The following is a 23,291-nucleotide window of genomic DNA, read 5'->3' on the forward strand; positions in this document are numbered from 1 at the left end:
TGTGGTGCTGCCGCTCAGCCGGCGAGCAGCACCTCGATCGGGCCGCGCACGAAGTACAGCGCGAAGCCGACGGCGACGATCCACATGAGCCAGTGCACCTTGCGTGCCCGGCCGGAGAGCGCGTTCACCAGGGCCCAGGCGATGAAGCCCACGCCGATGCCGTTCGCGATCGAGTAGGTGAGCGGCATCGTCACGATGGTGAGGAACGCAGGGAGCGCCACGGCGAAGTTCGTGAACTTGATCTCCTTGATCTGCGCCATCATCATCGCGCCGACGACGACCAGGGCTGCGGATCCGACCTCGATCGGCACCACGAGCGTGAGCGGCGTGAAGAACATCGAGAGCAGGAAGAGCAGACCGACCACCACCGAGGCGAGTCCGGTGCGGGCACCCTCGCCGATCCCGGAGGCACTGTCGACGAACACCGTGTTCGACGAGGTCGACGTGGCACCGCCGGCGACGGCACCGAGGCCCTCGACGACGAAGGCCGAGCGGAGGCGCGGGAAGGTGCCGTCCTTGTAGGCGAGTCCGGCGTTCTTCGCGAGGCCGGTCATCGTGCCCATCGCGTCGAAGAAGTTCGAGAACACGAGCGTGAACACGAGCATCGTGGCCGCGAGGGCGCCGACCCGGCTGAACGATCCGAACAGGTCGAACTGTCCGATGAGCCCGAAGTCCGGGATCGTGACGAAGGACGCCGGGATCTCGGGGATGGTCATGTGCCACCCGTTCGGGTCCTCGAAGCTCGGCCCGAGCTTCAGGAACGCCTGCGCAATGATCGCCACGACGGTCGACGCGACGATGCCGATCAGGATGCCGCCCGGAACCCTGCGGGCGACGAGCACGCCGATGACGAGCAGACCGAGCAGGAAGATCAGGGTCGGGACCGAGGTGATCGATCCGCCGTCGCCGAGCTGCACGGGCGGTCCGCCCGGAGTGCGGGTGACGAAGCCGGAGTCGACGAAGCCGATGAAGGCGATGAAGAGCCCGATGCCGACGGTGATCGCCGCCTTCAGCGGCGCGGGCACCGCGTTGAAGATCGCCGATCGGATGCCGGTGGCGCCGAACAGCACGATGAGGATGCCGTTGATCACGACGAGTCCCATCGCCTCGGGCCAGGTGACCTGACCGACGACCGACACGGCGAGGAAGGAGTTGATGCCGAGGCCGGCGGCGAGCGCGAACGGCAGCCGCGCGATCAGACCGAACAGGATGGTCATGACGCCGGCGGTGAGGCCGGTGGCCGCCCCGATCTGCGCCGCCTGCAGGGCGTTCCCGGTGACGTCGTCGACGCCGCCGAGGATGAGCGGGTTGAGGATGACGATGTAGGCCATCGTCACGAACGTGACGATCCCGCCTCGGATCTCACGACCGAACGTCGAACCGCGTCGGGTGATCTCGAAGAAGCGGTCGAGCGCGTTACGAGGTTCGGCATCGACCGTGGTGGTCGCGCCGGTGGGCAGCGGAGGGTGCACCACCGCGGGGGTGGCTCCGGTCTCGGACTCGTCGGGAAGGAAAACTGATGAAGACATCTTCGGCTCCAGTCGTCGTCGGGTCAGTAGTCGACTCGAGTGGACGTGGTGCTCCACTCCGTGAACGGAGCGATGCGAGCGGTGGGCGGCAGAGGCTCCTGCGCGACCGGCATGATCGCCCTGTCCTCTTCACCGCCTTCGAAGTACCGGTAGAACACGGCGTCGTCGAATCCGGCATCCGCGGCGTCGTCGCGATCGGCGGCGAAGTAGACGCGGTCGATGCGAGCCCACAGCGAGGTCGCGAGGCACATCGGGCACGGCTCGCAGCTGCTGTAGAGCACGGCGCCGGTGAGGTCGAAGGTGCCGAGACCCTGGCAGGCGGCGCGGATGGCGGTTACCTCGGCGTGCGCCGACGGGTCGAGGTTCGCGGTGACGCGGTTCACGCCTTCGAAGACGCGGCCGTCGGCCGTGACGACGATGGCGCCGAACGGGCCACCCTGGTTGCGGACATTGTCGGTCGCGATCGCGACTGCGCGGGCGAGATACTCGGCCGGAGTCGAACGCAGACCGGTTTCGGGCATAGCGGTGCTGGTCATGACGGAGAGCTTCCTTGCTGTCGTCGCAGTGATACGGCTTATCTGGTCAGGCCTTGATCAGGCCGTTCCGCGAGATATACGTCGAACCGCTAGGTTGTGCTGCTTCCTGCCCGGAGACCCCTGTTGAGGTGCGGGCTGGGAACGACTGTAACACCGGATTCGCCATCCGTCCACCCTTTCGGAATCTCTCTTCCACCATGCGAAAGAGGAAAGGAGGGCGTTCAGGCGGCCGGAGCCTCCTCATCGGCGCAGGAGAAGCGCGCACGGTAGGACGTCGGAGTGACGCCGAGCACCCGCGCGAAGTTCTGCCGAAGCACGGCGGCCGAACCGAAGCCGCACTCGTCGGCGATGTGCTCGAGGGGCAGATCGGTGCGCTCCAGCATCCGCTGCGCATGGATGATGCGCTGCCGCGCGAGCCAGGCCGCCGGCGTCGCCCCGTACTCGGCCTTGAACCGCCGGGCGAACGTGCGCGGCGACATCAGGGCCTTGGCCGCGAGCTGATCCACGCCGAGCTCATCGCGCAGGTGCTCGACGGCCCAGTCGGCGACGGCGGCCAGCGAATCGCTCGGCACGACGGGGATCGGACGATCGATGAACTGCGCCTGGCCTCCGTCTCGCTGCGGCGGCACGACCATCCGCCGGGCGATGCGGTTGGTGAGCTCGGCGCCGACCTCCTGACGAAGCAGGTGCAGGCAGGCATCGATGCCGGCGGCCGTCCCCGCGCTGGTGATGATCTTGCCGTCCTGCACGAACAGCACATCGGGGTCGATGTCGATCTGCGGGTACATCTCGGCCATCACGTGCGAATACATCCAATGCGTGGTCGCCCGACGCCCGTCGAGCACGCCCGCGGCGGCGAGGATGAACGACCCGCTGCAGACGCTCATCACCCAGGCGCCGCGGTCGACCGCATGGCGGGCGACGTCGAGCAGGAGCGGATCGATCTGCCCCCAGTACGCGCGCGGGACGGGGCAGAACACCACGAGGTCAGCCTCGTACGCGAAGGAGAGGTCGTGCTCGACGTTGACCGAGAAGCCGATCTTCGACTGCACGACACCGGCGACGGGCGCGACGATGCGGAAGTCGAAGTTGGGCACTCCGTCCTCAGAACGGTCGAGGCCGAACGCCTCGCACGCCACTCCGAACTCGAAGGGGGCGAACCCGTCCTGGATCACGCACGCGACCGTCTTCATCAGCTCTCCCTGTTTGGCAGTTTTCCTACGCTACACGTCTCATCTGCCACTCGTGTCCGTTATCAGTCGAGCGTAGCGTTTCTGCCATGGTACTCCTCATCGTTCTCCTCGCCCTCATCGCCTGGGCCGTGGTCGGCACCGTGATCGAACTGCGCCGCGACGGTTTCCACCCCACCCCCACCGACTGGAGCCGCGTCGCCGGCCGCGACGCGCAGCAGCACGCCGAATCCGGGCACGTCTACCGCTGACAACGCCGCGAGCCGGGGCTACGCTCGATCTCATGAGCGAGCCGCAGCAGCCCCCTGTCCCGCCGTCCGCGCAGCCGAATCCGGCCTTCCCTCCCGCTCCGCCCGCGCCGCTCCTCCCCGCGGCGCCGCAGTATCCGGCGGGAGCGCCCCAACAGCCGGCCGCTCCCCAGCCGCCCCAGAGCCCGCAGTACCAGGCGCCGCAGCAGCAGGCTCCGCCGCAGCAGCAGGCTCCGCAGCAGCAGTACCAGACCGCGCCGCAGCCGCCCTACGGTCAGCAAGCCGCATACGGTCAGCAGCGTCCCTCGGCACCCCGGTCGGGAAACCCGCTGGCTCGCACGGCGTTCATCATCGCTCTCGTCGCGGCCGGCGTCGGCGCCCTGCAGATCCTGCTGCAGCCCTTCGTCCTCGCCTCGTTCAGCTACGACGCCGGCAACTTCGGCATCTTCACCACCCTGTTCGGAGTGATCGTCTTCCTCGGCAGTGCGGCCGCTCTCGTGCTCGGCCTGATCGCGGTCCGGCGATCCGGCGGGCAGGTCCTCGCCGGCATCGCGATCGGCGTCGGCGGCGTGCAGCTGATCAGCGTCGTGCTCGCGTGGATCTCTTCGCTCTTCTACTACTTCTTCTGAGCGAACGGATCGGCACTCAACGCGCGGCCAGCACCCGCTCGTAGACCCGGATCATCGCCGCAGTGCGCGACGACTGTCGGAAGGCCTCGGCGACCTCGGGCACGGGCGTGGGCGCCGTGCCGGCGGCGATGTCGGATGCTGCGCGCCGCAGTGTCTCGGCCAGCGCCGCTGTGCGCTGCGCCTCCTGCTCGCGTCCGTGCGCGGTGGCATCGGCATCCGGAACCGCCCACAGTCCGCCGCCGAGCTCGGCGGCGATGTCGGGGTCGCAGATGACGGACGGGGTGCCGAGGGTCGCCGCCTCGAAGGGCGTCATCCCCTGGGTCTCGAAGCCGATCGACGTCTGCACGAGCGCATCCGCCGCCGCGATGCGCGCGAGCGTCTGCGCGTAGGTGAGGCGGCCGGCGAAGCGCACGCCGTCGCGCCCTGCGACGATCCTCTCCGCGGCCGCTCGCTGCCCGCCGCCGCCGATGATCTCCAGTTCGGCATCCGCTCCCGAGGCCACGAACGCCTCGAGGAAGGGCAGCAGCCGCTTCTCGGGACTCATCCTTCCCAGCCACACGAAACGCGGGCGTCCCGGCTCGCGCTCGGCCGGCGCCGCGGCGATCGTCGCATCGCGGAGGTCGTCGTCGATGCCGTTCCAGACGACGTCCACCGGCTCGAACACCCCGTGCTGCTCGAGACGTCGCGCGAAGTGCGTCGAAGGTGCCGTCACGGCGGAGGCCCCGGCGGCGAGTCCGCGGAGGAACGCCCAGCCGTCTCTGCCGGCGACCGCATCCCCGACGCCGCGCAGAGCTCGATGCCGCCAGACGTTGAGGAAGGCGAGCACCGGGCGGTGCAGCGGAGTGACCGCCGCGATGCCCACGTCGACCCGGTTGTGCATGGTGTGCACGACCGGGAGCCCGTGACGCTGCGCGAACCGGTGGCCGATGAAGGCACCCCAGAAGTCGGCCTGCACGTGCACGAGGTCGACGGGCGGTCGCCGGGTCATCGCCCGATCGAGGAACCGGTCGGTGGCCCGCCCCGGCCAGGTCATCGAGTACTCGCGGTCGAGGGTGATGGGCATCGAGGGCAGATCGACGTACGCCGACGTGGGTACCGCCGCGCGGGGACCGTGCATCTTCGGCGCGACGACCGTCACGGTGTGCCCGGCGCGCTCCAGGAACTCGCGCTGCAGCCGCATCGACACCTGGGCCCCGCCGAGCGAGTCGAGGTGCTGATCGCCGAAGAAGACGATGTGCATGACGGGACGCCCTGCCTACTCGGGCAGCGGCTCGTCGCGGTAGAGCGCCTCGAAGGTGTCGAGGGTGCGGTTGATGTCGTGGATCGCGACGCCGTCGAGTGAGGCCCGCTGCATCCGCTCGTACTCCGCGGGCGACGCGGTGAGCACGTCGGTGAGGCGTGCGGCCAGCTCGTCGACGTTGCCCGGTTCGAACAGGTAGCCGTTCTCACCGTCGTGCACGAGATGCGGGAGCGCGACGGCATCCGCGGCGACGATCGGCAGAGCGGATGCCATCGCCTCCATGGTCGCGATCGACTGCAGTTCGGCGATCGAGGCGATCACGAACACGCTGGCGCGCGACAGCAGTGCACGCAGTTCCTCGTCGGTGGTGCGCCCGTGGAAGGTGACGCGGTCCCGGAGTCCGAGCTGTGCGGCGAGATTCTCCAGCTGCTTGCGCTGATCGCCGCCGCCCACGATGTCGAAGGTCGTCTCCAGCGCGGGATCGAGCTTCGTCATCGCCTGCAGGATCACCTGCACCTGCTTCTCGGCGGTGAGGCGCCCGACGAAGACCATCCGGTTCTTGTCGCGCGGGGCGATCACCGGGGTGTACTGCGTGCGGTCGATGCCGCAGCTGACCGGGATGACGCCCTTCACATCGATCGTCTTCTCGAGGAAGTCGGCGGCGCGACGCGTGGGCGTCGTGATCGCGCGGGTCAGGGCGAAGGTGCGCTCGGCGTCGGCCCAGGCGAGCTTCACCACCAGGTCGTCGATGAACTTCGGCATCGTCGTGTGGTCGAGGATGTTGTCGGCCATCAGGTGGTTGGTGGCGATGACGGGAATGCCGCGCTGGTGCGCGATCCGCGCCAGACCGCGACCGATGATGACGTGCGACTGGATGTGCACGACGTCGGGCTGCACGCGGTCGAGCACGATGCGTGCGTAGTGCTTCGAACGCCACGGCCACACGAATCGCAGCCAGTCGTGCGGGTACCAGCGCAGCGACGGCAGGCGGTGCATCGTCATCGGCTCACCCTCGATGACCTCGGTGTGCGGCGCCGACCGACGATACGCCTGGTTCGGCACCGAGACGTGCACGTCGTGGCCGCGCTGCACGAGTCCTGCGGCGAGCCGCTCGGCGAATCGGGCAGCACCGTTGATGTCGGGAGCGAAGGTGTCGCTCCCGATCAGGATCTTCAGCGGACGGGGCGGGGTCTCGGCGGCGTTCGTGGGATCGGAGGGAGAGGAGGTCATTGTGCCTTACGGGACGGTGGCCAAGGGAGCCCAGCGGGCGGTGGCCACTCTACCCGAGGGGCCTGATCGCGTCGCTGAGGCGTACCGGCATCCCTCAGGGTCACCCGTTAACGTGGGGCCATGCGACTGACTGCCGACGCCGATCCCCGGCTGTGGATTCCCGTGACGGACTCGCTCGGCTGGCGCGGTCGGCGCCACCGCAAGGCGGCGATCCGGATGCTGCTGGGGCAGGTCAACGCGGCAGCGGGGGCGACCGAGCGTCCGGGATCCCGCTTCGGCGCCTGGGCCATGAGCCAGGCGGCGCCGATGCTGATGAAGCGGGCAGACGGCCGGGTGCTGGTGTGGACGTGGAAGGCGGAGCCCGAGCTCATCGTCGCCATGGCCACGGCCCAGACGCTGACACCCGAGGTGCGCATCGCACGGGCGTCGATGCCGATGGAGTACGACGACACGCAGTCGTTCCCGACGCGCCTCGGCGTGGGCGAGAAGCTGCTCGTCCCGCTGCCCCCCTCGGAGGCGACCCCGCCGTTCGCGACCTACACGTGGGACACCGGCACACACCTCGTCACCCTGACCGCGGTGTGCAGCGACCGCGAGCGCTTCGGCACGCTGACCGGGGCGCTCGACCATCTGGCGCGCAGCATCCGCATCGCCGACGACCTCGAGGGCGGCGAGTCGCCCGAGGTGCTGAGGCTCGACCCGGCCTGAGAGATGCTCGGCGCCGCCCGGCTCTTCCTGATCGCCGCGGAGTGACCCCTCCGGCATCCGCTCAGCCGAACGCGGGGAGCGTCAGCCGATCGCGTTTCGGATCGAACGCACCGATGACACCTTCGAGCTCGTCGCGGGCGACGTTCGCCCCGAACGCTCCCGCGCCGGGCTGCAGGCGGATGCCGTCGGCCAGCGCGCCGACGCGGACAGGATCGAAGCCGAGATCGTCGATCAGCCGGGCGACGCGCACGACGGCGTCTTCGTCGTCGCCGGCGAGGGCGATCGCCTTTCGGCCCGGGGAGCCAGCCGGCCGGGCCTCCGCCTCCATGTCGTGATACCCCATGTGGTTGAACGCCTTCACGACGAGAGAATCGGGCAGAGCACGCTGCACGATCTCGCTGGTGGACCCGAGGAACTCCTCGCGGATGCCGTCGGTCTCCCACCAGTAGTTCATGGCGTCGACGACGACCTTGCCGCTCAGCTCGTCCACGGGGAGCGCGCGATGCTTGCCGAGCGGCAGCGCGAGGATGACGATGTCGGCCTGCTGCGCCACGGACGCCGCCGTCGTCGCGACCGCGCCGGGCGCGAGCACCTCCACGGTCAGCGCGATCTTCGCCGGGTCGCCGGAGCCCGCGATCAGAACCCGATACCCCGCCGCTACCGCCAGCCGGGCGAGGACCGTGCCCACCTTTCCGGCGCCGAGGATCCCGATCGTCTGCGTCGCTTCCCCGTCTTTCATGCCGCTTCCTCGTCTTCGGCGCGCTGCGCGGCGAGCAGCTCACGCACCCGCGGGATGACGACCGAGCCGTAGAGCTCGACCGCCCGCATCCGCGCAGCCGCAGGAAGCGAGCCCATCGTGTAGATGAGGTCGAAGCGGCCGACATCGAGCGCGCCCAGAGTGCGGGCGATCTTCTGGGCGACGGTCTCCGGCGATCCGACGTACATCGAGCCGTGCTCGATCTCGTCGTCGAACTCCTCTCGGCGGATGGGCGGCCAGCCGCGCAGCGCACCGATCCGGTCGCGGATCACCTTGTACCGCGGCCAGAGCAGCTCGCGCGCCTCTTCGTCGGTGTCGGCGATGAAGCCGGGCGAATGCATACCGACCGGATGCGCCGTCGTGCCGAACTGCGCGGCCGCACGCCGGTACAGGTCGATGTAGCCGGCGAAGCGCTCCGGGGCGCCGCCGATGATGGCGAGCATGAGCGGGAAGCCGTAGTGCGCGGTGCGGATCACCGACTGCGGCGAGCCGCCGACCCCGACCCAGGTGCTCAGGCCGCCCTCGGTCTTCGGGAAGACGTCCGCGTCGACGAGCGCCGGCCGCTGGGTGCCCGACCAGGTGACCGGCGCCTCTTTCACGAGCTCGGAGAACAGGTCGATCTTCTCGTCGAACAGCACCTCGTAGTCGGCCAGGTCGTAGCCGAACAGCGGGAACGACTCCGTGAACGATCCGCGACCCAGGATGACCTCGGCCCGCCCATTCGACAGCGCGTCGACCGTGGCGAAGCGCTGGAAGACCCGCACGGGATCGTCGGAACTGAGGACCGTGACCCCGGACCCCAGGCGGATGCGGGAGGTGCGGGTCGCGATGCCGGCCAACACGGTCTCAGGGCTCGAGATCGCATACTCCGGGCGGTGGTGCTCGCCGACGAGGAAGACGTCGACGCCGAGCTGATCGGCGAGCACCGCCTCGTCGACGGTCTGACGGATTGCCGCGGCGTAGCTGGAGAGCTCGCCGTTCTCGTCTTCGGTGAGATCTCCGAAGGTGTCGAGGCCGAATTCGATGTCTGTCATGGCTTCTTTCTTTCCGTGGAGGTCGTTCAGGCGGCGCGCTCGACCGAGAGCAGCTCCCGCACGCGCGGGGCCACCTCGCGGCCGAGCAGCTCGATGGTGCGGGCCCGAGCCTCGACCGGGAGGTGCATGATGTCGTACTTCAGGTCGAACCGATCGAGCTGCAGCTCGCGTGCGGACCGGGCGATCTTCCGGGCGACGGTCTCCGCCGAGCCGACGAACAGTGCACCCTCGGTGATCTCGTGCTCATACCGGGCGCGGGTCGGCGCGTAGAAGCCGCGCTCGTTCGCGAGGTCGGTGACGACCGGTTCCCAGTACCGCCACCAGGTCTCCTTCGCCTCGTCGTCGGTGTCGGCGACGAGACCGAGCGAGTGCATGCCGATGGGCTGCGGCGCGTGCCCGGCCTGCGCGAGCGCCCGGTGATACAGCTCGACGTGACCGGCGAACCGCTGCGGAACCCCGCCGATGATCGCGAGCATGAGCGGGAGGCCGTAGTTCGCGGCGCGGATGACGGAGTTCGGGCTGCCGCCGACGCCGATCCAGGTCGGGATGCCCCCGGCACGCATCCGCGGCTGGGCCACATGCTCACGGAGTGGGGCGCGGGTGGTGCCCGACCAGGTGACCGCCTCCTCGCGCTGGAGTCGCATGAACAGGTCGAGCTTCTCCTCGAACAGCTCCTCGTAGTCGGCGAGGTCGTAGCCGAAGAGCGGGAACGACTCCGTCGCCGACGCTCGGCCGAGCACGAGCTGCGCACGGCCGTTCGAGACGGCATCCAGCGTGGAGAACTCGTGGTAGAGCCGGACCGGGTCGTTGGTGCTGAGCACGGTGACGCTGGTGCCCAGCGCGATGCGCTCCGTGGCGGTGGCCATGGCGGCGAGCAGCACGGGCGTCGCGGAGTCGTTGTGCCCGGGGCGGTAGTGCTCGCCGACGCTGAACACATCGATCCCGGCGTCCTCGGCGCGGCGGGCCTCGTCCACGAGCAGGCGCAGCGTCTCTGCGCCGCTCAGGTCCTGTCCGCCCGACGACGCGGTGTCGCCGAACGAGTTGAGGCCGATCTCGAATACCTGCGGGTCCACGGTGTCGCCCTGCTCTCTCAGATTTGTTGATACGTCAATCACTTGCGGTTCCGTTCTACTCCGATATGATGGACATGTCAACTAAAGGAGGATCCGATGGCTGAACGCCGCATGCCCACCGCGCCGCAGCTGCGCATCTGGCGCGACTTCATCGAGACCGTCGCCGACATCCAGGGCGAGCTCGGGCGACGGCTGCAGGACGAGTCCGGGCTCTCCGCCGCGGACTACTCGGTGCTGCTCGCCCTCAGCGACGAGAGCGGCCACGAACTGCGATCGAGCGAACTCGCTCTGGCGATCGGCTGGGAGCGCAGCCGGCTGTCACACCACCTCGGTCGCATGGAACGCCGCGGCCTGATCCGTCGCGACGACTGCGCGACCGACAACCGCGGTGCGGTCATCGTCCTCACCGAGGAGGGGTCGACCGCCTTCCGCCGCTCGAACGTGCCGCACCTGCGCGCGATCCACGAGCTGTTCGTGCAGCGTCTCGACGACGAGCAGCTGCAGATGGTCGACGAGATCACCCGGGCGCTGAAGACCGGCGCCTAGACCCCGTTCACTCCAGTCCGTGCTCCGCGAGCCACTCCTTGCCGACACGTACGGGCGCACGCGTCAGCCAGGAGTCTGTGACGAGCTCGGCAAGCCGCTCCCGGTCGATCACGTCGAGTCGCACGAGCAGCCCCGGATACCCGTCATAGTGCGGGATGGTGAAGAGCACGTCGGGCTCGGCGGCGAGCAGAGCCTCCTTCTCCTCGAGGCCGGCCGTGCGCACGCCGATCACCACGCCGTCCGGCCACGAGCGCCCGAGCTCGTCGAGCTGACGCAGGTCGGTCGCCCTCGGACCGCGGAGTCCGGTGAACATCCCGCTCTTGACCCGCCAGGCGACCGTACCGGTGTGCCCGTCGGTCACCTCGAGCACGCCGGGAAGCGCGAGCGCGATCTCGCGCAGATCGTCGACGGTGGCCATGAGGCCATCGTCGCCCTTCCCGCGCTTGGGCGCCAGAGCCCGACGGCTTCATCTTCGTCCGATTCCGGTCGCGATTGACGTCGCTGGAGGATCCTCCGGTCGCAGTTGATGCCGCCCGGCGACGAGCGAGGCGGCAGAAAGTGCGACCGGAGCAGCCCCGATCGCATCTTCGGGTCAGATGCTCACGTCTCCCACCAGGTTGACCTTGATGCCCATGCCCGCGAACATCGCCGCCTTGGCGATCAGCGCCTTGTCGGCCGTCTCGGCGTCGGGCGCGTAGACGAGCTGCGCGTGGTTGGCCTTGTGGCGGGCCATGAACTGGTCGCGCGAGATGCCGTGCAGCACGACGTGCGCGATCGGCCACTCCGGGTTCGTGGCGTCCTTGCGGCGCTGGGTCTCCTCTTCCGGCAGCTCGACGACCGACGCGCGGAAGATGTCGGCCTGCAGGATGCCGTCGGCGATGAATACCCGCGACAGCACGATCTCGCCGGGCTTCGAGACGCCGTTGATCGTCGCGCCTCCCGCCGGGAAGAACACGTGCCCCTGACGCCAGCCCTCCGCGTTCTGCCATCCACCGAGGTGCGAGGCCGGGACCGAGCCCGAGATCTCGTACACCCAGACGAACTGCCCGTCGAAGTCCTCGCCCCAGCGCACGTCGTGGAGGGTGTTGTCGGGCACCAGCCCCATCGCGCGCCAGACCCGGTCGGTCACGAGCGCGTCGACCGCGACGCCTTCGTCGGCCTCGTTGAAGTGCGGGAACGCGCGACCCTCGTGCAGCACGCGCGAACCGTCGCGCGACGTGACCGGCGGACGCTCGGTGGAGTTCAGGATGCCTTCCGCCAGGTCGGATGCCGGCACGAGATCCTTCAGACCCTGCTGGTACTGGATGCCGACCGCGTCGAGGCCGAAGTCATCCGCGATGCGCAGGGCGGCGATGTACATCTTCATCTGCCACTGCACCTGCTCGCGGGTGAGTTCGGTGGCAGCATCCTCGCCGTACTGGAAGGTCATGCCGGCATCGATCAGCCAGTCGTAGGCGGCGTTGGCCTCGTCCTCCGAGACCTTGAGCATCTCGGCGTACAGGGCCGACTGCGACAGGCGCTCCTTGTAGATGCCGGTCTTGTTCAGCAGCTCGTCGTCGAAGATGGCGTTGTACATGCCCATGCATCCCTCGTCGAAGACGCCGATGATGGCCTTCTCGGCGAGCAGCTCGGCGGCGAGCGCCTCGCCCAGCTGCTTCTCCGGGCTGTCCGGAAGCTCGGGCAGGGCGCGCACGTGCGAGGCGTCGTGAGTGATGGAGCCCGTCTCGGTCCACTCCTTGATGCCGGCCTTGAACCAGTCGTCGCTGAAGTCGACCGACCAGATCGAGGCGTAGGGCTTGTCCATCTTGGTGAGGCCTGCGTTCAGGCCGAGCAGGCCGACGAGCCCCGGCCAGTCCCCGGCGAAGTTCGCGACGGTGAGGATCGGCCCCTCGTGGGAGCGGAGGCCGGCGAGCACGTGGTGCGAGTACTGCCACACGGCCTCGGCGACGATGAGCGGAGCATCCGTCGGGATGTTCTTGAAGACCTCGAGGCCCATGCGCTGGCTCGAGATGAAGCCGTGACCGGTCGCGGGGTCGACCTCGTTGGCCCGGATGACGGTCCAGCCGAGGTCGTTGAACACCCCGGTGACGCCGGCCTCGAGCTCGACCTGCACGGGCCAGCCGCCGGTGTTGGCGGATTCGCGCAGATCGCCGGAAGCGATGAGGTACGCCGTCTTCGGCGCCGAGTCCGGACGGGATGCCGGGGTCGGCAGGGTGTAGGTGGTCATGATGCCTCCGGTGTTGGGGTCGTGGTGAGCGGGGCGCGATGGGTCTCGTCCGCTCGGAGTCGGATGCCGCGGCCGATGCTCCGGCCGTGCAGCTGCAGGTCGGCGACGTCGAGCTCGCCGCCGTCGAGGTGGAGGGTGAGGGCGTCGTCGTCGATCTCGACGCGCCCCCAGCCCGTGCCCGTGGTGAACAGGAACCGCCCGCTCGCACCGATGGGCGCGAACGACAGCACTCCCGTCGGCGCGTCCCACTGCGCGCCGGTGGCACCCAGCAGCAGCGCCCACGACGCGAGCGAACGGGCGTAGTGGTTGCCGCATTCGATCTCGTTCCAGGGGCTGCGGTGACCGCCGTCGTAACGGGCCCGCAGCGTGCGCTCGACGAGCAGGGCGTCGTCGTAGCGGCCGGCGAAGAGCAGGGATGCCGCGACCTGATGCTCGATCCCCGTCCACACCTCATCGGAGTACACGAAGGGGATGGCGGGTCGTCCGCCGCGGGGCCAGGAGGCGAGCAGCAGCCCACCCTCATCGTTCAGCGCGTAGACGCGCTGCGTGCTCTCGTGCGCGGACAGGTCGTCGCGGTGGTTGTGCGCGACGATCGCGGCCAGGGCGGAGTCGACGCGCTCGGCGGGCAGGATGTGCCCGAGCCCGTTGACGTAGGCGTGGAACTGACCGAGCAACTGATCGCTGAGGACACCCTCGCCGTACTGATAGCGGTGCGCGTCGGGGTCGTCGATCACCTGGCGGTAGTACTCGCCGTTCCAGAGGGTCGCGTCCATCGCGGCGGCGACATGGTCGGCACGGGTCGACCAGGATCGCGCCCGCTCGGTCTCGCCGAGGTGCCCTGCCATCCGGGCTCCCGCGCGGAGCGCCGCCAGGTACACGCCGTTCGCGAGCGGCTCCGCACCGTGGAACTCGATGTCGTAGGTGTTGTGCATCTCGCCGTCGAGCAGTCCGTCGCCGTCTCGATCCCATTCCCGGATCGCGTAATCGAGAGTGCGGGATGCCGCGGGCCACAGCTCGCGCAGGAACCCGTCGTCGCCGCTGAAGCGCCACTCCCGGTGCAGGCGCAGCAGCGTGCCTAGCTGCCCGTCGACGGCCGGGGCCATGAACCACGACGGTCCTCCGAAGATGCGGTTGCCGCGGAACTTCTGGGCTCCCTCGTCATCGGTCTCGAGCAGGTACTCGACGCGTCGGGCGCTGCGCTCCAGCGAGGGGAAGAGCCAGGCGAGGGTCTGCGCGTACGACCAGACATGCGTGCAGGTGCCCTCGCAGGAGCCGCCGTGGTCGAAGGATCCCTCCCAGGCCGCGAACACCGGCCCCTCCCCCAGCTCGGGGTTCGGAGACTCCAGCACGAAGCCGGTTGTCGAGCGCGCTGCGGCGACGTTCGCGCCGATCGCGTCGACGAGCACCGGGTCGAGGCTGCTGCCGTAGAGGGCCTCGACGAAGGCATCCGTCGCCCCCTCGAGCGCGGGCAGTTCGCGGTGCAGGTGGCTCGCGGCCGCCCAGGCGTCGGCCCAGATGGTCGCGTAGTGGTTGCGGACCGTGGGCGACAGCGGGCCGTCCTCCGGCGGATCCGCGAACACGATGTGGCCGTGCCAGCCGCGGCGCCGGTTCGGGAAGCTCCACGAGAGCACGAACTCGAAGTCGCGGGACTCCCCCGGAGCGAGCGTGTGCACGATGCCGAGGGAGCCGGTGCGCAGGCGCGGCAGCTTCGCCAGCATCTGCTCCTCGGTGAGCGGAGCAGCATCCGGGTCGACGTCGAGCTCGGCGAACAGACCGCGCGGGCGGTCCTCGAGCGTCAGCCGCGGCTCGGCGGCGAGGAGTCCGTCGTCGGTCAGGTCGTTCCAGAACAGGCGCGCCCCGTCGGGCCAGTAGCTCGTGACCCACTGCGGTTTCACCGTGGTCTCGGCATCCGTCGTCGTGAGGCTCAGCGTGCCGTAGCCCGGATCGGCCTCGGGGAGATCGATGCCGAAGTCGAGGCCGCGGATGTCCCCGTCCTCGCGCCATCGCACGCTCTGCGTCGCGCGCATGCCCCAGGGAGCGTCGGGTCCCGGCGTGCCGCGGCCGGCGGTGTGCGAGACGCTGCCCACCACGGTGACCGCGACTGGCACCGCGCCGGGGTTGGTCACCCGGTAGCGCAGCACCGCCGCCGGGATCCCGGACGCATCGGCGTCGAGCGGCACCAGCGGGGTGAACGCGTGCAGGGAGACATCGACCGGGAGCACCGCGTCGGTGAAGTCGACGTCGACCACGGGATACTCGCCGTGCAGAGTCGCGCCGTCGAGGCGCGGGAGCCCGGCCAGCTGGTCGAAGGCATAGCCGGCGTCGGCGTCGTGCCGCCCGGTGACCTTCGCCTCGAGCACCCGGGTCACGGGATCGCCGCCCTCGGGCCTCGCGTGGATCGCGAAGAACGAGTGCGGATTGCGCCGCCCCTTGTCCGGCAGGTTCTCGAACTCCCAGTCGCGCAGCTCGCCGCGAGCGCCGACCGAGACGTTGCCGGTGCCGATGCCGCCGAGCGGGAAGGCCGTCGCCTCGGAGGTGTGCGGGATGCCGCGCGCGCGCCGGCTCATGCGGATACTCCCCGCTGGGTCGCGGCGAGCTCGTGCACGACGTCCTTCGAGCCCTCGTACAGCCGGACGTATCGGTCGAACAGCGTGTCGTAGAGGGGCTGGAGGGATGCGTCCGGGGTGATCGTCTCGGCGATGGGGTTCCAGTCGGTGATGACGGGGGCCGCACCGGTGCCGGCGGTCGCCGTCGCGGCCAGGAAGGCCGCACCGTAGCTCGCGCCGATCGTGGTCGCCGGAACCTCCTGGACGAGTCCCGTGATGTCGGAGACCACCTGCAACCAGAGGCGCCCCTGCGTGCCGCCGCCGACCGCGACGATCCGGCGGATGTCGGCTCCCGCCGCGCGCATGGTCTCGACGTTGTGCCGCACGCCGAGCGCCGTCGCCTCGAGGGCGGCGCGGTAGAGATCGCCGCGCGTGTGCTCGAGGGTGAGCCCGGCGATGACACCGCGGGCATCCGGATCCTGGATCGGCGTGCGCTCGCCCGCGAAGTAGGGCAGCACGAGCAGACCGCGGGCGCCGGGCCCCGACGTCTCGGCATCCGCCAGCAGCTCCGGATAGTCGGTGCCGGTCAGGTCCTTCAGCCAGGCGGTGAGCGCGCCCGACGTGGAGAGCCCTCCGGCGAGATTGCGGGTGCCCGCGAACGCGCCGGCCGTCGTCCACATCGAGGGCGTGCGCAGCGTCTCCTCGCCGGTCGCCACGAGGAACATCGTCGTTCCGTACATCAGCATCAGGTCGCCGACCTCGTGCGCGCCGACGCTCACCGCCTCGGTCCAGGCGTCGATCGTGCCGGTGATGACGGGGGTCCCCGCGGGGATGCCGGTGGCGGATGCCGCTTCCGCTGTCACCACTCCGGCCACGTCGCCCGCCCACGCGAGCGCGGGCTGCTCGATGCCGTCGGCGTACCGCTCCCACCACGGTTCGTACCAGCACTCGCTCTCGATGTCGTAGAGCGGCGAGACCTGACTCGCCGACTGGTGGTCGAACACGTACACCCCGGTGAGCTTGCGTACGAGCCAGGATGCCGGCATGAAGAGCCGACGGGCCCGGGCGCGGGCCGTGGGGTCTTCGTCGGCGATCCAGACGATCTTCGGACCGCCGGCCTGAGAGGTGAGCGTCGATCCGCCGACGCGGGCGATCTCGTCGACGCCGAGTTCTGCCGTCAGCCGCTCGATCTGCGCGGTCGAACGCGTGTCGACGCCGTAGAGGATCGCGGGACGCACCGGTTCGTCCGCCTCGTCGGCGAGGAGGATGCACGGCCCCATGCCGCTGACGCCGATCCCGGCGACCTCGGCATCCGGCGCGGCGGCGAGCAGCTCTCGGGCGATCGCCACGAACTCGTCCCACCAGACGCCTGCGTCCATCTCGACCCAGCCCGTGCGCGGGCGGCTGACGTCGTGCGCCCTGGTCGCGGTCGCGAGGATCACGCCGCCGCCACCGACCAGCACGCCTTTGCTGCTGGACGTGCCGATGTCCACCCCGAGGGTGCAGCGCATGGCGTCCTCCTTGAAACCTGAACTGCGGAATCTGAAACCTGATCGTCACTGTACGCGAAATCGATTTCAAGTAGCAAGCGGGAGTGACTGTCGCTGCACAGTTTGGGCGAGAGAAGAGTTGTCCTCGGTTCGCGTGATTCCGGGCCTGCTCGACCGGAATACCGTGACAATCTGGCCTTTCGTTCGCAGAATGGAGCCATGGAGATGACCGAGCCGCAGGTGTGGACTCTGATCGGCGTGTTCGCTGCCGTGATGATCGGCGCGATCTCGCTGCTGCTGCGGCAGAACGACAAGACCCTGACAGCACTCTCCGGTCAGAACCAGAACACGCTCACTATGCTCTCCCGGCAGAACGAGAACATGCTCACCTCGCTCTCCCGCCAGAACGAGAACGCCATCACCGCGCTCCGCAATGAGATGAACGCCCGCTTCGACGGCTTCCAGATGCACTTCGAGGCCAAGTTCGAGACCCTCGAGAACAAGTTCGACACGAAGTTCGAGACCCTCGAGAACAAGATCGACACCCGACTGGGTTCGATCGACCGCCGACTCGAAGATCTCGACAAAGAGGTGGCGAATCTCGCGACGCGCTTCTGGAAGTCCTCCTGACGGAGGGCGGCTTCAGCTGCGCTTGCTGGCCGGCTGCACCTCGTTGCGCAGCACCACCGTGCGCGCCGGCTGCTTGTCGCCCTTGATGCGCTCGAGCAGCATCCGCGCCGCCGTCACTCCCATGTGCCGGGCGGGCAGCCTCACGACGGTCACCGCACTGGGCGACAGGGTGGTGAACGGCAGAGAGCCGATGACGGCCACGCCGACTTCGGGCGGAGTGAGCCCGTGCTCGGTGAGCACCTGGATCGCGCCGACGCCGATGAGGTTGTTTCCGGCGACCACCGCGTCAGGCGGCTCGGGCAGGGCGAGGAGCTCCTCCATCGCCGCGCGGCCGCCGTCGACGCGGAAGGTCTCGAACCGCTGCAGACCGTCGAGGTCGAGATCCGGATGAGCGGCGGTGAGCACGGTTCGCCAGCCCGCAGCACGCTCTGCCGCGGTGTCGATGTGCTCGGGGCCGCCGATGTAGGCGATGCGCCGGTAACCCGCGTCGATGAGGTCTTTCGTGGCCGACGTCCCGGCTGCACGGTTGGCCATGACGACCCCGTCGATGTCGTAGGTCGTGCTGCGGTCGACGGCGACGACGGGGCGCCCGGTGGCGAGGATGGTGTCGAGATTGGTGCTCTCGTCGGCCGTCGCGATGATGATCCCCGACATGTGCTCGGCGATCGCGATCCGGAGATACGTGGCCTCTTTGTCGACCTGCGCATCGGAGTTGCAGAGCACGACCGAGTAGCCCGCCTCCGAGGCGACGTCCTCGACACCGCGGGCCATCTCGGTGAAATACGGGTTCTCGATGTCGGGGATGACGAGGGCGATGACCTCGGAGCTCTGCCGCCGGAGCGTCCGCGCGGTGCGGTTCGGTGTGAAGCTCAGCTTCTCGGCGGCATCGCGGACGGCGGCGACCTTCTCGTCCGACACGCTCGTGCCGTTGAAGACGCGTGAAACCGTCGCAGGAGAGACTCCCGCGAGCTCTGCGACGTCGTAGATCGTGGACATGAACCCTCACTGCCTGCCCGGTCGCGCCGGACGTGAAGCAACAGTATCGCGCACATCCGCGTTCTATGGCGTTCTGTGCTGAAATCGATTACATTGGCGCCCATGACTTCTGCGACATCTGACCTTTCCTCTCTCGCGGCGTTGCGCTCAGTGCAGACGCGCTCGATCTCGCCGGAGAACTTCGATGGATCCGCTGGGGGCGGAGGCCGGGCCACCGAGGGCACGGGCGCGGCGAACGCGCGTGACCTCGGGCCCGGCTGGAAGATCTCCCCGAGCATCGACATCAAGGCCGGCGAGACCTTCGAGCTCGCGAACATCCCGGGTGCAGGCAAGATCACGCACATCTGGATCACGACGCACACCGACAACTGGCGCACGCTGCTGCTGCGCGCCTACTGGGACGGATCCGAGGAGCCGGCGGTCGAGGTGCCGTACGGGGACTTCTTCTGCAACGGATGGGGCGTGTTCGCTCAGGTGAACTCGCAGACGATCGCCGCGAACCCGCACGGCGGGTTCAACTCGTACTGGCCGATGCCGTTCAAGGACGGCGCTCGCCTCACGGTCGAGAACACCTCCGTCGTCGACGTCCGTGTCTACTATCAGGTCACCTACGAGATCGGCGGCGACTACTCGAACGATGCGTACTTCCACACCCAGTGGCGTCGGTCGAACCCGCTCGAGGACCGCACCCCGCATGTGATCCTGGAGGGCATCGAAGGCCAGGGGCAGTACGTCGGCACGTACATCGCCTGGGGCGTGAACTCCAACGGCTGGTGGGGCGAGGGCGAGATCAAGTTCTACCTCGACGACGACACCGACTACCCCACGATCGCGGGCACCGGCACCGAGGACTACTTCGGCGGCGCCTGGAACTTCGACATCCCCGGCCAGGGATACACGGCATTCTCCACCCCGTATCTCGGGATGCCGCAGGTCATCCGTCCCGACGGGCTCTACGTCTCCCAGCAGCGCTTCGGCATGTACCGGTGGCACCTGCTCGACCCGATCCACTTCGCCACCGGCATCCCGAAGGTCGACATCCAGGCGCTCGGCTGGCGCAGCGGATGGCGCTACCTGCCGCTGCGCGACGACATCGCGTCGACTGCGATGTTCTACCTCGACCGCCCGACGGCTCGACGCCCGAAGACGCCGACGGCAGACGACCTGGAGGTCCACCTAGGAACCGCTCCGGTTCCTGACATCGGCGCGACCCCTCCGAGAGCACCTCAGGACTGATCTCGGCCGCGGGCCCGGATCAGCTCAACCAGGCGGGGACCCTCCCGCGCAGCAGAGCGCCGTCGAGGGAGAACCTGCCTGCGCCGGTGAAGGCGAGCGCGAGCGCCGCGACTCCGAGAACGGCGACGAACTCGTAGCCGCCGTCGCCGACCCAGAGTCCTGCCGGAAGGTGCACCGCCACGAGGGCGACGACCATGTCGGCGGCGAGCAGGATGCCCACCGGGCGCGTGAAGAACCCGACGATCAGCAGGATGCCGCCGACGAGCTCGATGAAGGCGACGACCGGGGCGGCGATCTCGGGGAGCGGCACTCCCATGCCGGCGAAGCTGCCGATGGTGCCGGGGATCGTGTACTCGAAGATCTTCTGGCCACCGTGCGCGGCGAAGACGGCGCCGACGACGATGCGAAGGACGAGGAGTCCCAGCGAAGCGGAGGCAGAGGGGCGGGTGGTGTTCGTCATGAGGAGTTCTTCCTTCGTGGCAGGACACGCGCGCGCCAGGCGCGGAGCAGGGGCATTCCCTTCTTCGACGCTACGAAGACGAGCTTTCCGTCTCCTGAGTGTCGGCCGCCCGATATCCTCCAGAGATGCAGCGTGGATTCCGGCAGGTGGATGTGTTCGGCGACACCCCGGGGACGGGCAACCCCGTCGCCGTGGTGCTCGATGCGGAGGGGCTGAGCGACGACGAGCTGCGCCGCTTCTCGGTGTGGACGAACCTCTCCGAGTGCACGTTCGTCCTGCCGCCGACCGACCCCGCCGCGGACTACCGCGTCCGCATCTTCAGCCTGAGCACCGAGCTCCCGTTCGCGGGGCATCCGACGTTGGGCACCGCGAGGGCGTGGTTGGATGCCGGCGGCGTGCCGGCCGATCCTGACACGGTGATCCAGCAGTGCGCTGCCGGCCTGATCCCCGTGCGGGTCGAGGGCGACCGCCTCGCCTTCGCCTCGCCGCCCCGGACCCGGGCGGGGGCCGTCGACCCCGAGCTCGTCGCGGAGCTGGTCGAGATCCTCGGGATCGACCGCGACCAGGTCGTGGATGCCGAGTGGCTCGACAACGGCCCCGGCTGGGTCGGGCTGCTGCTCGACGGCGCCGAGACGGTGCTCGGCCTCCGTCCCGACGCGTCGGCGCATCCGGGCCGCTGGGACATCGGCGTGATCGGCATGCACCACGACGGCGCGGAGACCGCGTTCGAACTGCGCGCCTTCTTCACCGACGGTGACGGGCCCCTGCGCGAGGACCCCGTGACGGGAAGCCTGAACGCGGCCGCGGCGGAGTGGCTGCTCGCGACCGGACGCGCCCACGCGCCGTACGTGGCGGCGCAGGGCACCGCGATCGGACGGCGTGGACGGGTCCACATCACGCAGGATGCCGATCACGTCTGGGTCGGCGGCCGCTCCGACGTGATCATCTCGGGGCTCGTGAAACTCTGACCGCTGCCGTCAGACCAGGCCTTGCACCCGGAACTGCTCGGAGTGGTAGACGCTGTTGTTGCCGGTGTTCCACTGGCTGACGCTGAGATGCAGGTCCGACAGGGTCGATCCGGGGATGATGTAGCCGCCGTACAGCTGTGCGACGTGCGAAGCGTCCTCCGCGTTCCACTCGCTGCCGTACAACAGCGTGGTCTTCGTCGCCGTGTAGAGGTTGTCGGTCGGCGTGTTGAGCACCATCGCGTCGATCCGGTACGCCGGGGCGTTGAACCACGTCAGGATCCATTTGCCGCCGAGGGGCCGCAGGCACATCTCGCCGAAGCCACCGGACAGCACCTCGGTCACCGGCTTGCCCCAGCCCCAGGACCCGTTCGCGAACCCCCACGGCTGATAGGCCGAGAGCGTGGTCATGTTGTTCGACGGCACCCGGTAGAGCACGATGCCCTTGTCTCGCTGGAACCCCGTGCCGTAGATGTACACGTAGCCGTCGCTGCCGAGTCCCCACGTGATGCACTGGAACTTGCCGCCGGCCATGTCGGCGGGGAACTGCAGCCCGGTGTGCTGCCAGGTCGCGCCGTTGTCGTCCGACTTCCACAGCTCGGTCCATCGCACGGCACCGAACGCCGGCCCGTTCACGATCGCGTGCAGGTACATCCGCGATCCGATCGTGATGACGTCGGACGGGATGACGGTCGTGAAGTACGCGTCATGCGGGTAGTACCAGAGCTGCGGCGCCACGCCCTGCGTGTTCGCGCCCGCCCCGCCGCATCCGTTGAAAGTCACGCCGGCGTTGAGATTCGTCGTCGACGAGTACAGCGCCACCGGCGAGCGCCAGTTCGCGCCGCCGACGTGGTCGGCCCAGGTGTCGCCGAACAGGAAGAGCATCCGCCCGTCCGGCGTGCGAGCAGGGATGCCGAGATCGGTCGCGCCCACGCCGTACTGCAGCGGGCTCTGGGTGCCGGCGAGCACCTTGATCCTCGTGACGGTGAGTCCGGCGGCTGATGCCGATGGCGCCGGTACCGTCGCCGCGACGAACGCGGCGCCGAGCACGGCGGCTCCTTGCAGCACTCCTCGACGACTGATTCCGCCACCGTGCGTGTTCTGGGTCTCCATCGACCTCTCCTCTACTTGAGTCCCGCCATCTTGATGTTGCCGATGATTTGGCGCTGGAAGATCAGGAACAGGATGATCACGGGCGCCGCGGCCAGCACGGATCCGGCCATCAGCAGCCCGAGCTCGGTGCTGCGCTCGGATCGGAAGGTCGCCAGGTACTGCTGCAGCACGAAGCGCTCGGGCGACGTGATCGTCAGGATCGGCCAGACGTACGAGTTCCAGTACGCGAGGAACGCCGTGATGCCCATGACGACGAAGGGCGGCTTCGACAGAGGCAGGAAGATGCGCACGAAGATGCCGAACCGGCCGCAGCCGTCGAGCATCGCCGCCTCTTCGAGGCTCTTCGGGATGTTCAGATAGAACTGCCGGATGAAGAACACCATGCCGGCGCTGGCGAGCCCGGGGATCACCAGCACGGCGAGGGTGTCGAGCATGGACAGGCGCGTCACGACGATGAAGCTCGTGAGCAGGATGGTCATGCCCGGGATGAACATCGTCGTGATCACGATCGCCCAGATCGTGCCCTTGAAGCGGAAGTCGAGACGCGCGAAGGCGTAGGCGGCCAGCGAGTTGACCGCGAGGCTCCCCACGGTGAACAGCACGGCGCCCATGAAGGTCCACACCAGCGTCTGCAGGAACGTCGGGTCGGCGAGGATCTGCGCGTAGTTCTGCCACAGCCACACTTCGGGGAAGAACTGGAACGGCGTCTCGACGACCTCGGTCTTCGACTTGAAGCCGGCGATCACCATCCAGGCGAGGGGGAACAGCGAGGCGATCACGAAGATCGCACCGAGGATCACCTTGCCGAGGACAACGAGCCAGCCGCCCGCGGTGCGCGGTGCCTTCCGCTGTGCGCGGGGCTCCTTGCCGGCGAGGACGATACGGGTGGTCTCCTGCATGACGGCCAT

23 protein-coding genes are annotated in these 23,291 nt (G+C 68.9%); 7 read left to right on the forward strand and 16 right to left on the reverse strand.

Annotated features, from left to right (window positions below; translation table 11 throughout):
- Window positions 1-14 precede the first annotated feature (14 nt).
- The 3 genes from LC452_RS04255 to LC452_RS04265 form a co-directional block, all read right to left on the reverse strand.
- Window positions 15-1,529, reverse strand: coding sequence for an NCS2 family permease (locus tag LC452_RS04255; RefSeq protein WP_223622782.1), 1,515 nt, complete (start codon window positions 1,527-1,529; stop codon window positions 15-17).
- A 23-nt stretch (window positions 1,530-1,552) separates the two neighbouring features.
- A complete protein-coding gene (locus tag LC452_RS04260) occupies window positions 1,553-2,065 on the reverse strand; it encodes a nucleoside deaminase (RefSeq protein ID WP_223622783.1) in 513 nt (170 codons plus the stop codon).
- Between the two features lie 221 nt (window positions 2,066-2,286).
- Window positions 2,287-3,258 carry a GlxA family transcriptional regulator gene (locus LC452_RS04265; RefSeq protein ID WP_223622784.1) on the reverse strand — a complete coding sequence of 324 codons (972 nt, stop codon included), beginning with the start codon at window positions 3,256-3,258 and terminating at the stop codon, window positions 2,287-2,289.
- A gap of 86 nt (window positions 3,259-3,344) precedes the next feature.
- On the opposite strand from LC452_RS04265, the gene LC452_RS04270 reads away from it, so the two are divergent.
- Window positions 3,345-3,506, forward strand: coding sequence for a hypothetical protein (locus LC452_RS04270; RefSeq protein ID WP_223622785.1), 162 nt, complete (start codon window positions 3,345-3,347; stop codon window positions 3,504-3,506).
- Between the two features lie 32 nt (window positions 3,507-3,538).
- A complete protein-coding gene (locus tag LC452_RS04275; protein WP_223622786.1) occupies window positions 3,539-4,132 on the forward strand; it encodes a hypothetical protein in 594 nt (197 codons plus the stop codon).
- A 16-nt stretch (window positions 4,133-4,148) separates the two neighbouring features.
- On the opposite strand, the gene LC452_RS04280 is transcribed toward LC452_RS04275, so the two are convergent.
- On the reverse strand, window positions 4,149-5,372 hold the full coding sequence (locus LC452_RS04280; RefSeq protein ID WP_223622787.1) for a glycosyltransferase: 1,224 nt from the start codon (window positions 5,370-5,372) through the stop codon (window positions 4,149-4,151).
- Window positions 5,373-5,387: 15 nt separating this feature from the next.
- Window positions 5,388-6,602, reverse strand: a complete 1,215-nt coding sequence (locus tag LC452_RS04285; protein ID WP_223622788.1) for a glycosyltransferase — start codon at window positions 6,600-6,602, stop codon at window positions 5,388-5,390.
- Between the two features lie 120 nt (window positions 6,603-6,722).
- Here LC452_RS04285 and LC452_RS04290 point away from each other — a divergent pair, with 120 nt between their 5' ends.
- Complete coding sequence (locus tag LC452_RS04290; RefSeq protein WP_223622789.1) at window positions 6,723-7,310, forward strand: hypothetical protein; 588 nt, start codon at window positions 6,723-6,725, stop codon at window positions 7,308-7,310.
- Between the two features lie 61 nt (window positions 7,311-7,371).
- Here LC452_RS04290 and LC452_RS04295 read toward each other — a convergent pair whose 3' ends face one another.
- Genes LC452_RS04295 through LC452_RS04305 form a run of 3 tightly spaced genes read right to left on the reverse strand, consistent with a single transcriptional unit; the run spans window position 7,372 to window position 10,174 of the window.
- Window positions 7,372-8,049: an NADPH-dependent F420 reductase gene (locus LC452_RS04295; protein ID WP_223622790.1), complete on the reverse strand. Its 678-nt coding sequence runs from the start codon at window positions 8,047-8,049 to the stop codon at window positions 7,372-7,374.
- On the reverse strand, window positions 8,046-9,101 hold the full coding sequence (locus tag LC452_RS04300) for an LLM class flavin-dependent oxidoreductase (RefSeq protein WP_223622791.1): 1,056 nt from the start codon (window positions 9,099-9,101) through the stop codon (window positions 8,046-8,048). Before LC452_RS04300 ends, LC452_RS04295 begins: the two co-directional genes overlap by 4 nt.
- 26 nt (window positions 9,102-9,127) lie before the next feature.
- On the reverse strand, window positions 9,128-10,174 hold the full coding sequence (locus tag LC452_RS04305) for an LLM class flavin-dependent oxidoreductase (RefSeq protein ID WP_223622792.1): 1,047 nt from the start codon (window positions 10,172-10,174) through the stop codon (window positions 9,128-9,130).
- Window positions 10,175-10,270: 96 nt separating this feature from the next.
- On the opposite strand from LC452_RS04305, the gene LC452_RS04310 reads away from it, so the two are divergent.
- On the forward strand, window positions 10,271-10,720 hold the full coding sequence (locus LC452_RS04310; protein WP_223622793.1) for a MarR family winged helix-turn-helix transcriptional regulator: 450 nt from the start codon (window positions 10,271-10,273) through the stop codon (window positions 10,718-10,720).
- Between the two features lie 7 nt (window positions 10,721-10,727).
- On the opposite strand, the gene LC452_RS04315 is transcribed toward LC452_RS04310, so the two are convergent.
- The 4 genes from LC452_RS04315 to LC452_RS04330 all read right to left on the reverse strand — a co-directional run bounded on the left by LC452_RS04315 (window position 10,728) and on the right by LC452_RS04330 (window position 17,004).
- On the reverse strand, window positions 10,728-11,138 hold the full coding sequence (locus LC452_RS04315) for an MmcQ/YjbR family DNA-binding protein (RefSeq protein WP_223622794.1): 411 nt from the start codon (window positions 11,136-11,138) through the stop codon (window positions 10,728-10,730).
- A 174-nt stretch (window positions 11,139-11,312) separates the two neighbouring features.
- Window positions 11,313-12,947, reverse strand: coding sequence for a fucose isomerase (locus LC452_RS04320; RefSeq protein ID WP_223622795.1), 1,635 nt, complete (start codon window positions 12,945-12,947; stop codon window positions 11,313-11,315).
- Complete coding sequence (locus LC452_RS04325; RefSeq protein ID WP_223622796.1) at window positions 12,944-15,514, reverse strand: GH116 family glycosyl-hydrolase; 2,571 nt, start codon at window positions 15,512-15,514, stop codon at window positions 12,944-12,946. The genes LC452_RS04320 and LC452_RS04325 overlap by 4 nt, the downstream gene beginning before the upstream one ends.
- Complete coding sequence (locus LC452_RS04330; RefSeq protein ID WP_223622797.1) at window positions 15,511-17,004, reverse strand: FGGY-family carbohydrate kinase; 1,494 nt, start codon at window positions 17,002-17,004, stop codon at window positions 15,511-15,513. The genes LC452_RS04325 and LC452_RS04330 overlap by 4 nt, the downstream gene beginning before the upstream one ends.
- A gap of 198 nt (window positions 17,005-17,202) precedes the next feature.
- On the opposite strand from LC452_RS04330, the gene LC452_RS04335 reads away from it, so the two are divergent.
- Entirely contained in the window at window positions 17,203-17,613 is a 411-nt protein-coding gene (locus LC452_RS04335) for a hypothetical protein (protein ID WP_223622798.1), read from the forward strand.
- A 12-nt stretch (window positions 17,614-17,625) separates the two neighbouring features.
- Here LC452_RS04335 and LC452_RS04340 read toward each other — a convergent pair whose 3' ends face one another.
- On the reverse strand, window positions 17,626-18,609 hold the full coding sequence (locus LC452_RS04340; RefSeq protein WP_223622799.1) for a LacI family DNA-binding transcriptional regulator: 984 nt from the start codon (window positions 18,607-18,609) through the stop codon (window positions 17,626-17,628).
- A gap of 102 nt (window positions 18,610-18,711) precedes the next feature.
- Between LC452_RS04340 and LC452_RS04345 the strand changes: the two genes are divergently transcribed.
- The gene (locus LC452_RS04345) at window positions 18,712-19,845 is read left to right on the forward strand and encodes a glycoside hydrolase family 172 protein (RefSeq protein WP_223622800.1); all 1,134 of its coding nucleotides are present in this window, start codon (window positions 18,712-18,714) and stop codon (window positions 19,843-19,845) included.
- Between the two features lie 19 nt (window positions 19,846-19,864).
- Here LC452_RS04345 and LC452_RS04350 read toward each other — a convergent pair whose 3' ends face one another.
- Window positions 19,865-20,305, reverse strand: coding sequence for a DoxX family protein (locus LC452_RS04350; RefSeq protein WP_223622801.1), 441 nt, complete (start codon window positions 20,303-20,305; stop codon window positions 19,865-19,867).
- A 125-nt stretch (window positions 20,306-20,430) separates the two neighbouring features.
- Between LC452_RS04350 and LC452_RS04355 the strand changes: the two genes are divergently transcribed.
- Window positions 20,431-21,273 (forward strand): PhzF family phenazine biosynthesis protein, encoded by an 843-nt coding sequence (locus tag LC452_RS04355; protein ID WP_223622802.1) that lies wholly within the window; start codon window positions 20,431-20,433, stop codon window positions 21,271-21,273.
- 9 nt (window positions 21,274-21,282) lie between these two features.
- Here LC452_RS04355 and LC452_RS04360 read toward each other — a convergent pair whose 3' ends face one another.
- Both LC452_RS04360 and LC452_RS04365 read right to left on the reverse strand, forming a co-directional pair.
- Window positions 21,283-22,383 carry a DUF4185 domain-containing protein gene (locus LC452_RS04360; RefSeq protein WP_223622803.1) on the reverse strand — a complete coding sequence of 367 codons (1,101 nt, stop codon included), beginning with the start codon at window positions 22,381-22,383 and terminating at the stop codon, window positions 21,283-21,285.
- A gap of 11 nt (window positions 22,384-22,394) precedes the next feature.
- Window positions 22,395-23,291, reverse strand: coding sequence for a carbohydrate ABC transporter permease (locus LC452_RS04365; protein WP_223622804.1), 897 nt, complete (start codon window positions 23,289-23,291; stop codon window positions 22,395-22,397).

This window comes from Microbacterium sp. EST19A (genome assembly GCF_019969685.1).
Lineage (GTDB): Bacteria > Actinomycetota > Actinomycetes > Actinomycetales > Microbacteriaceae > Microbacterium.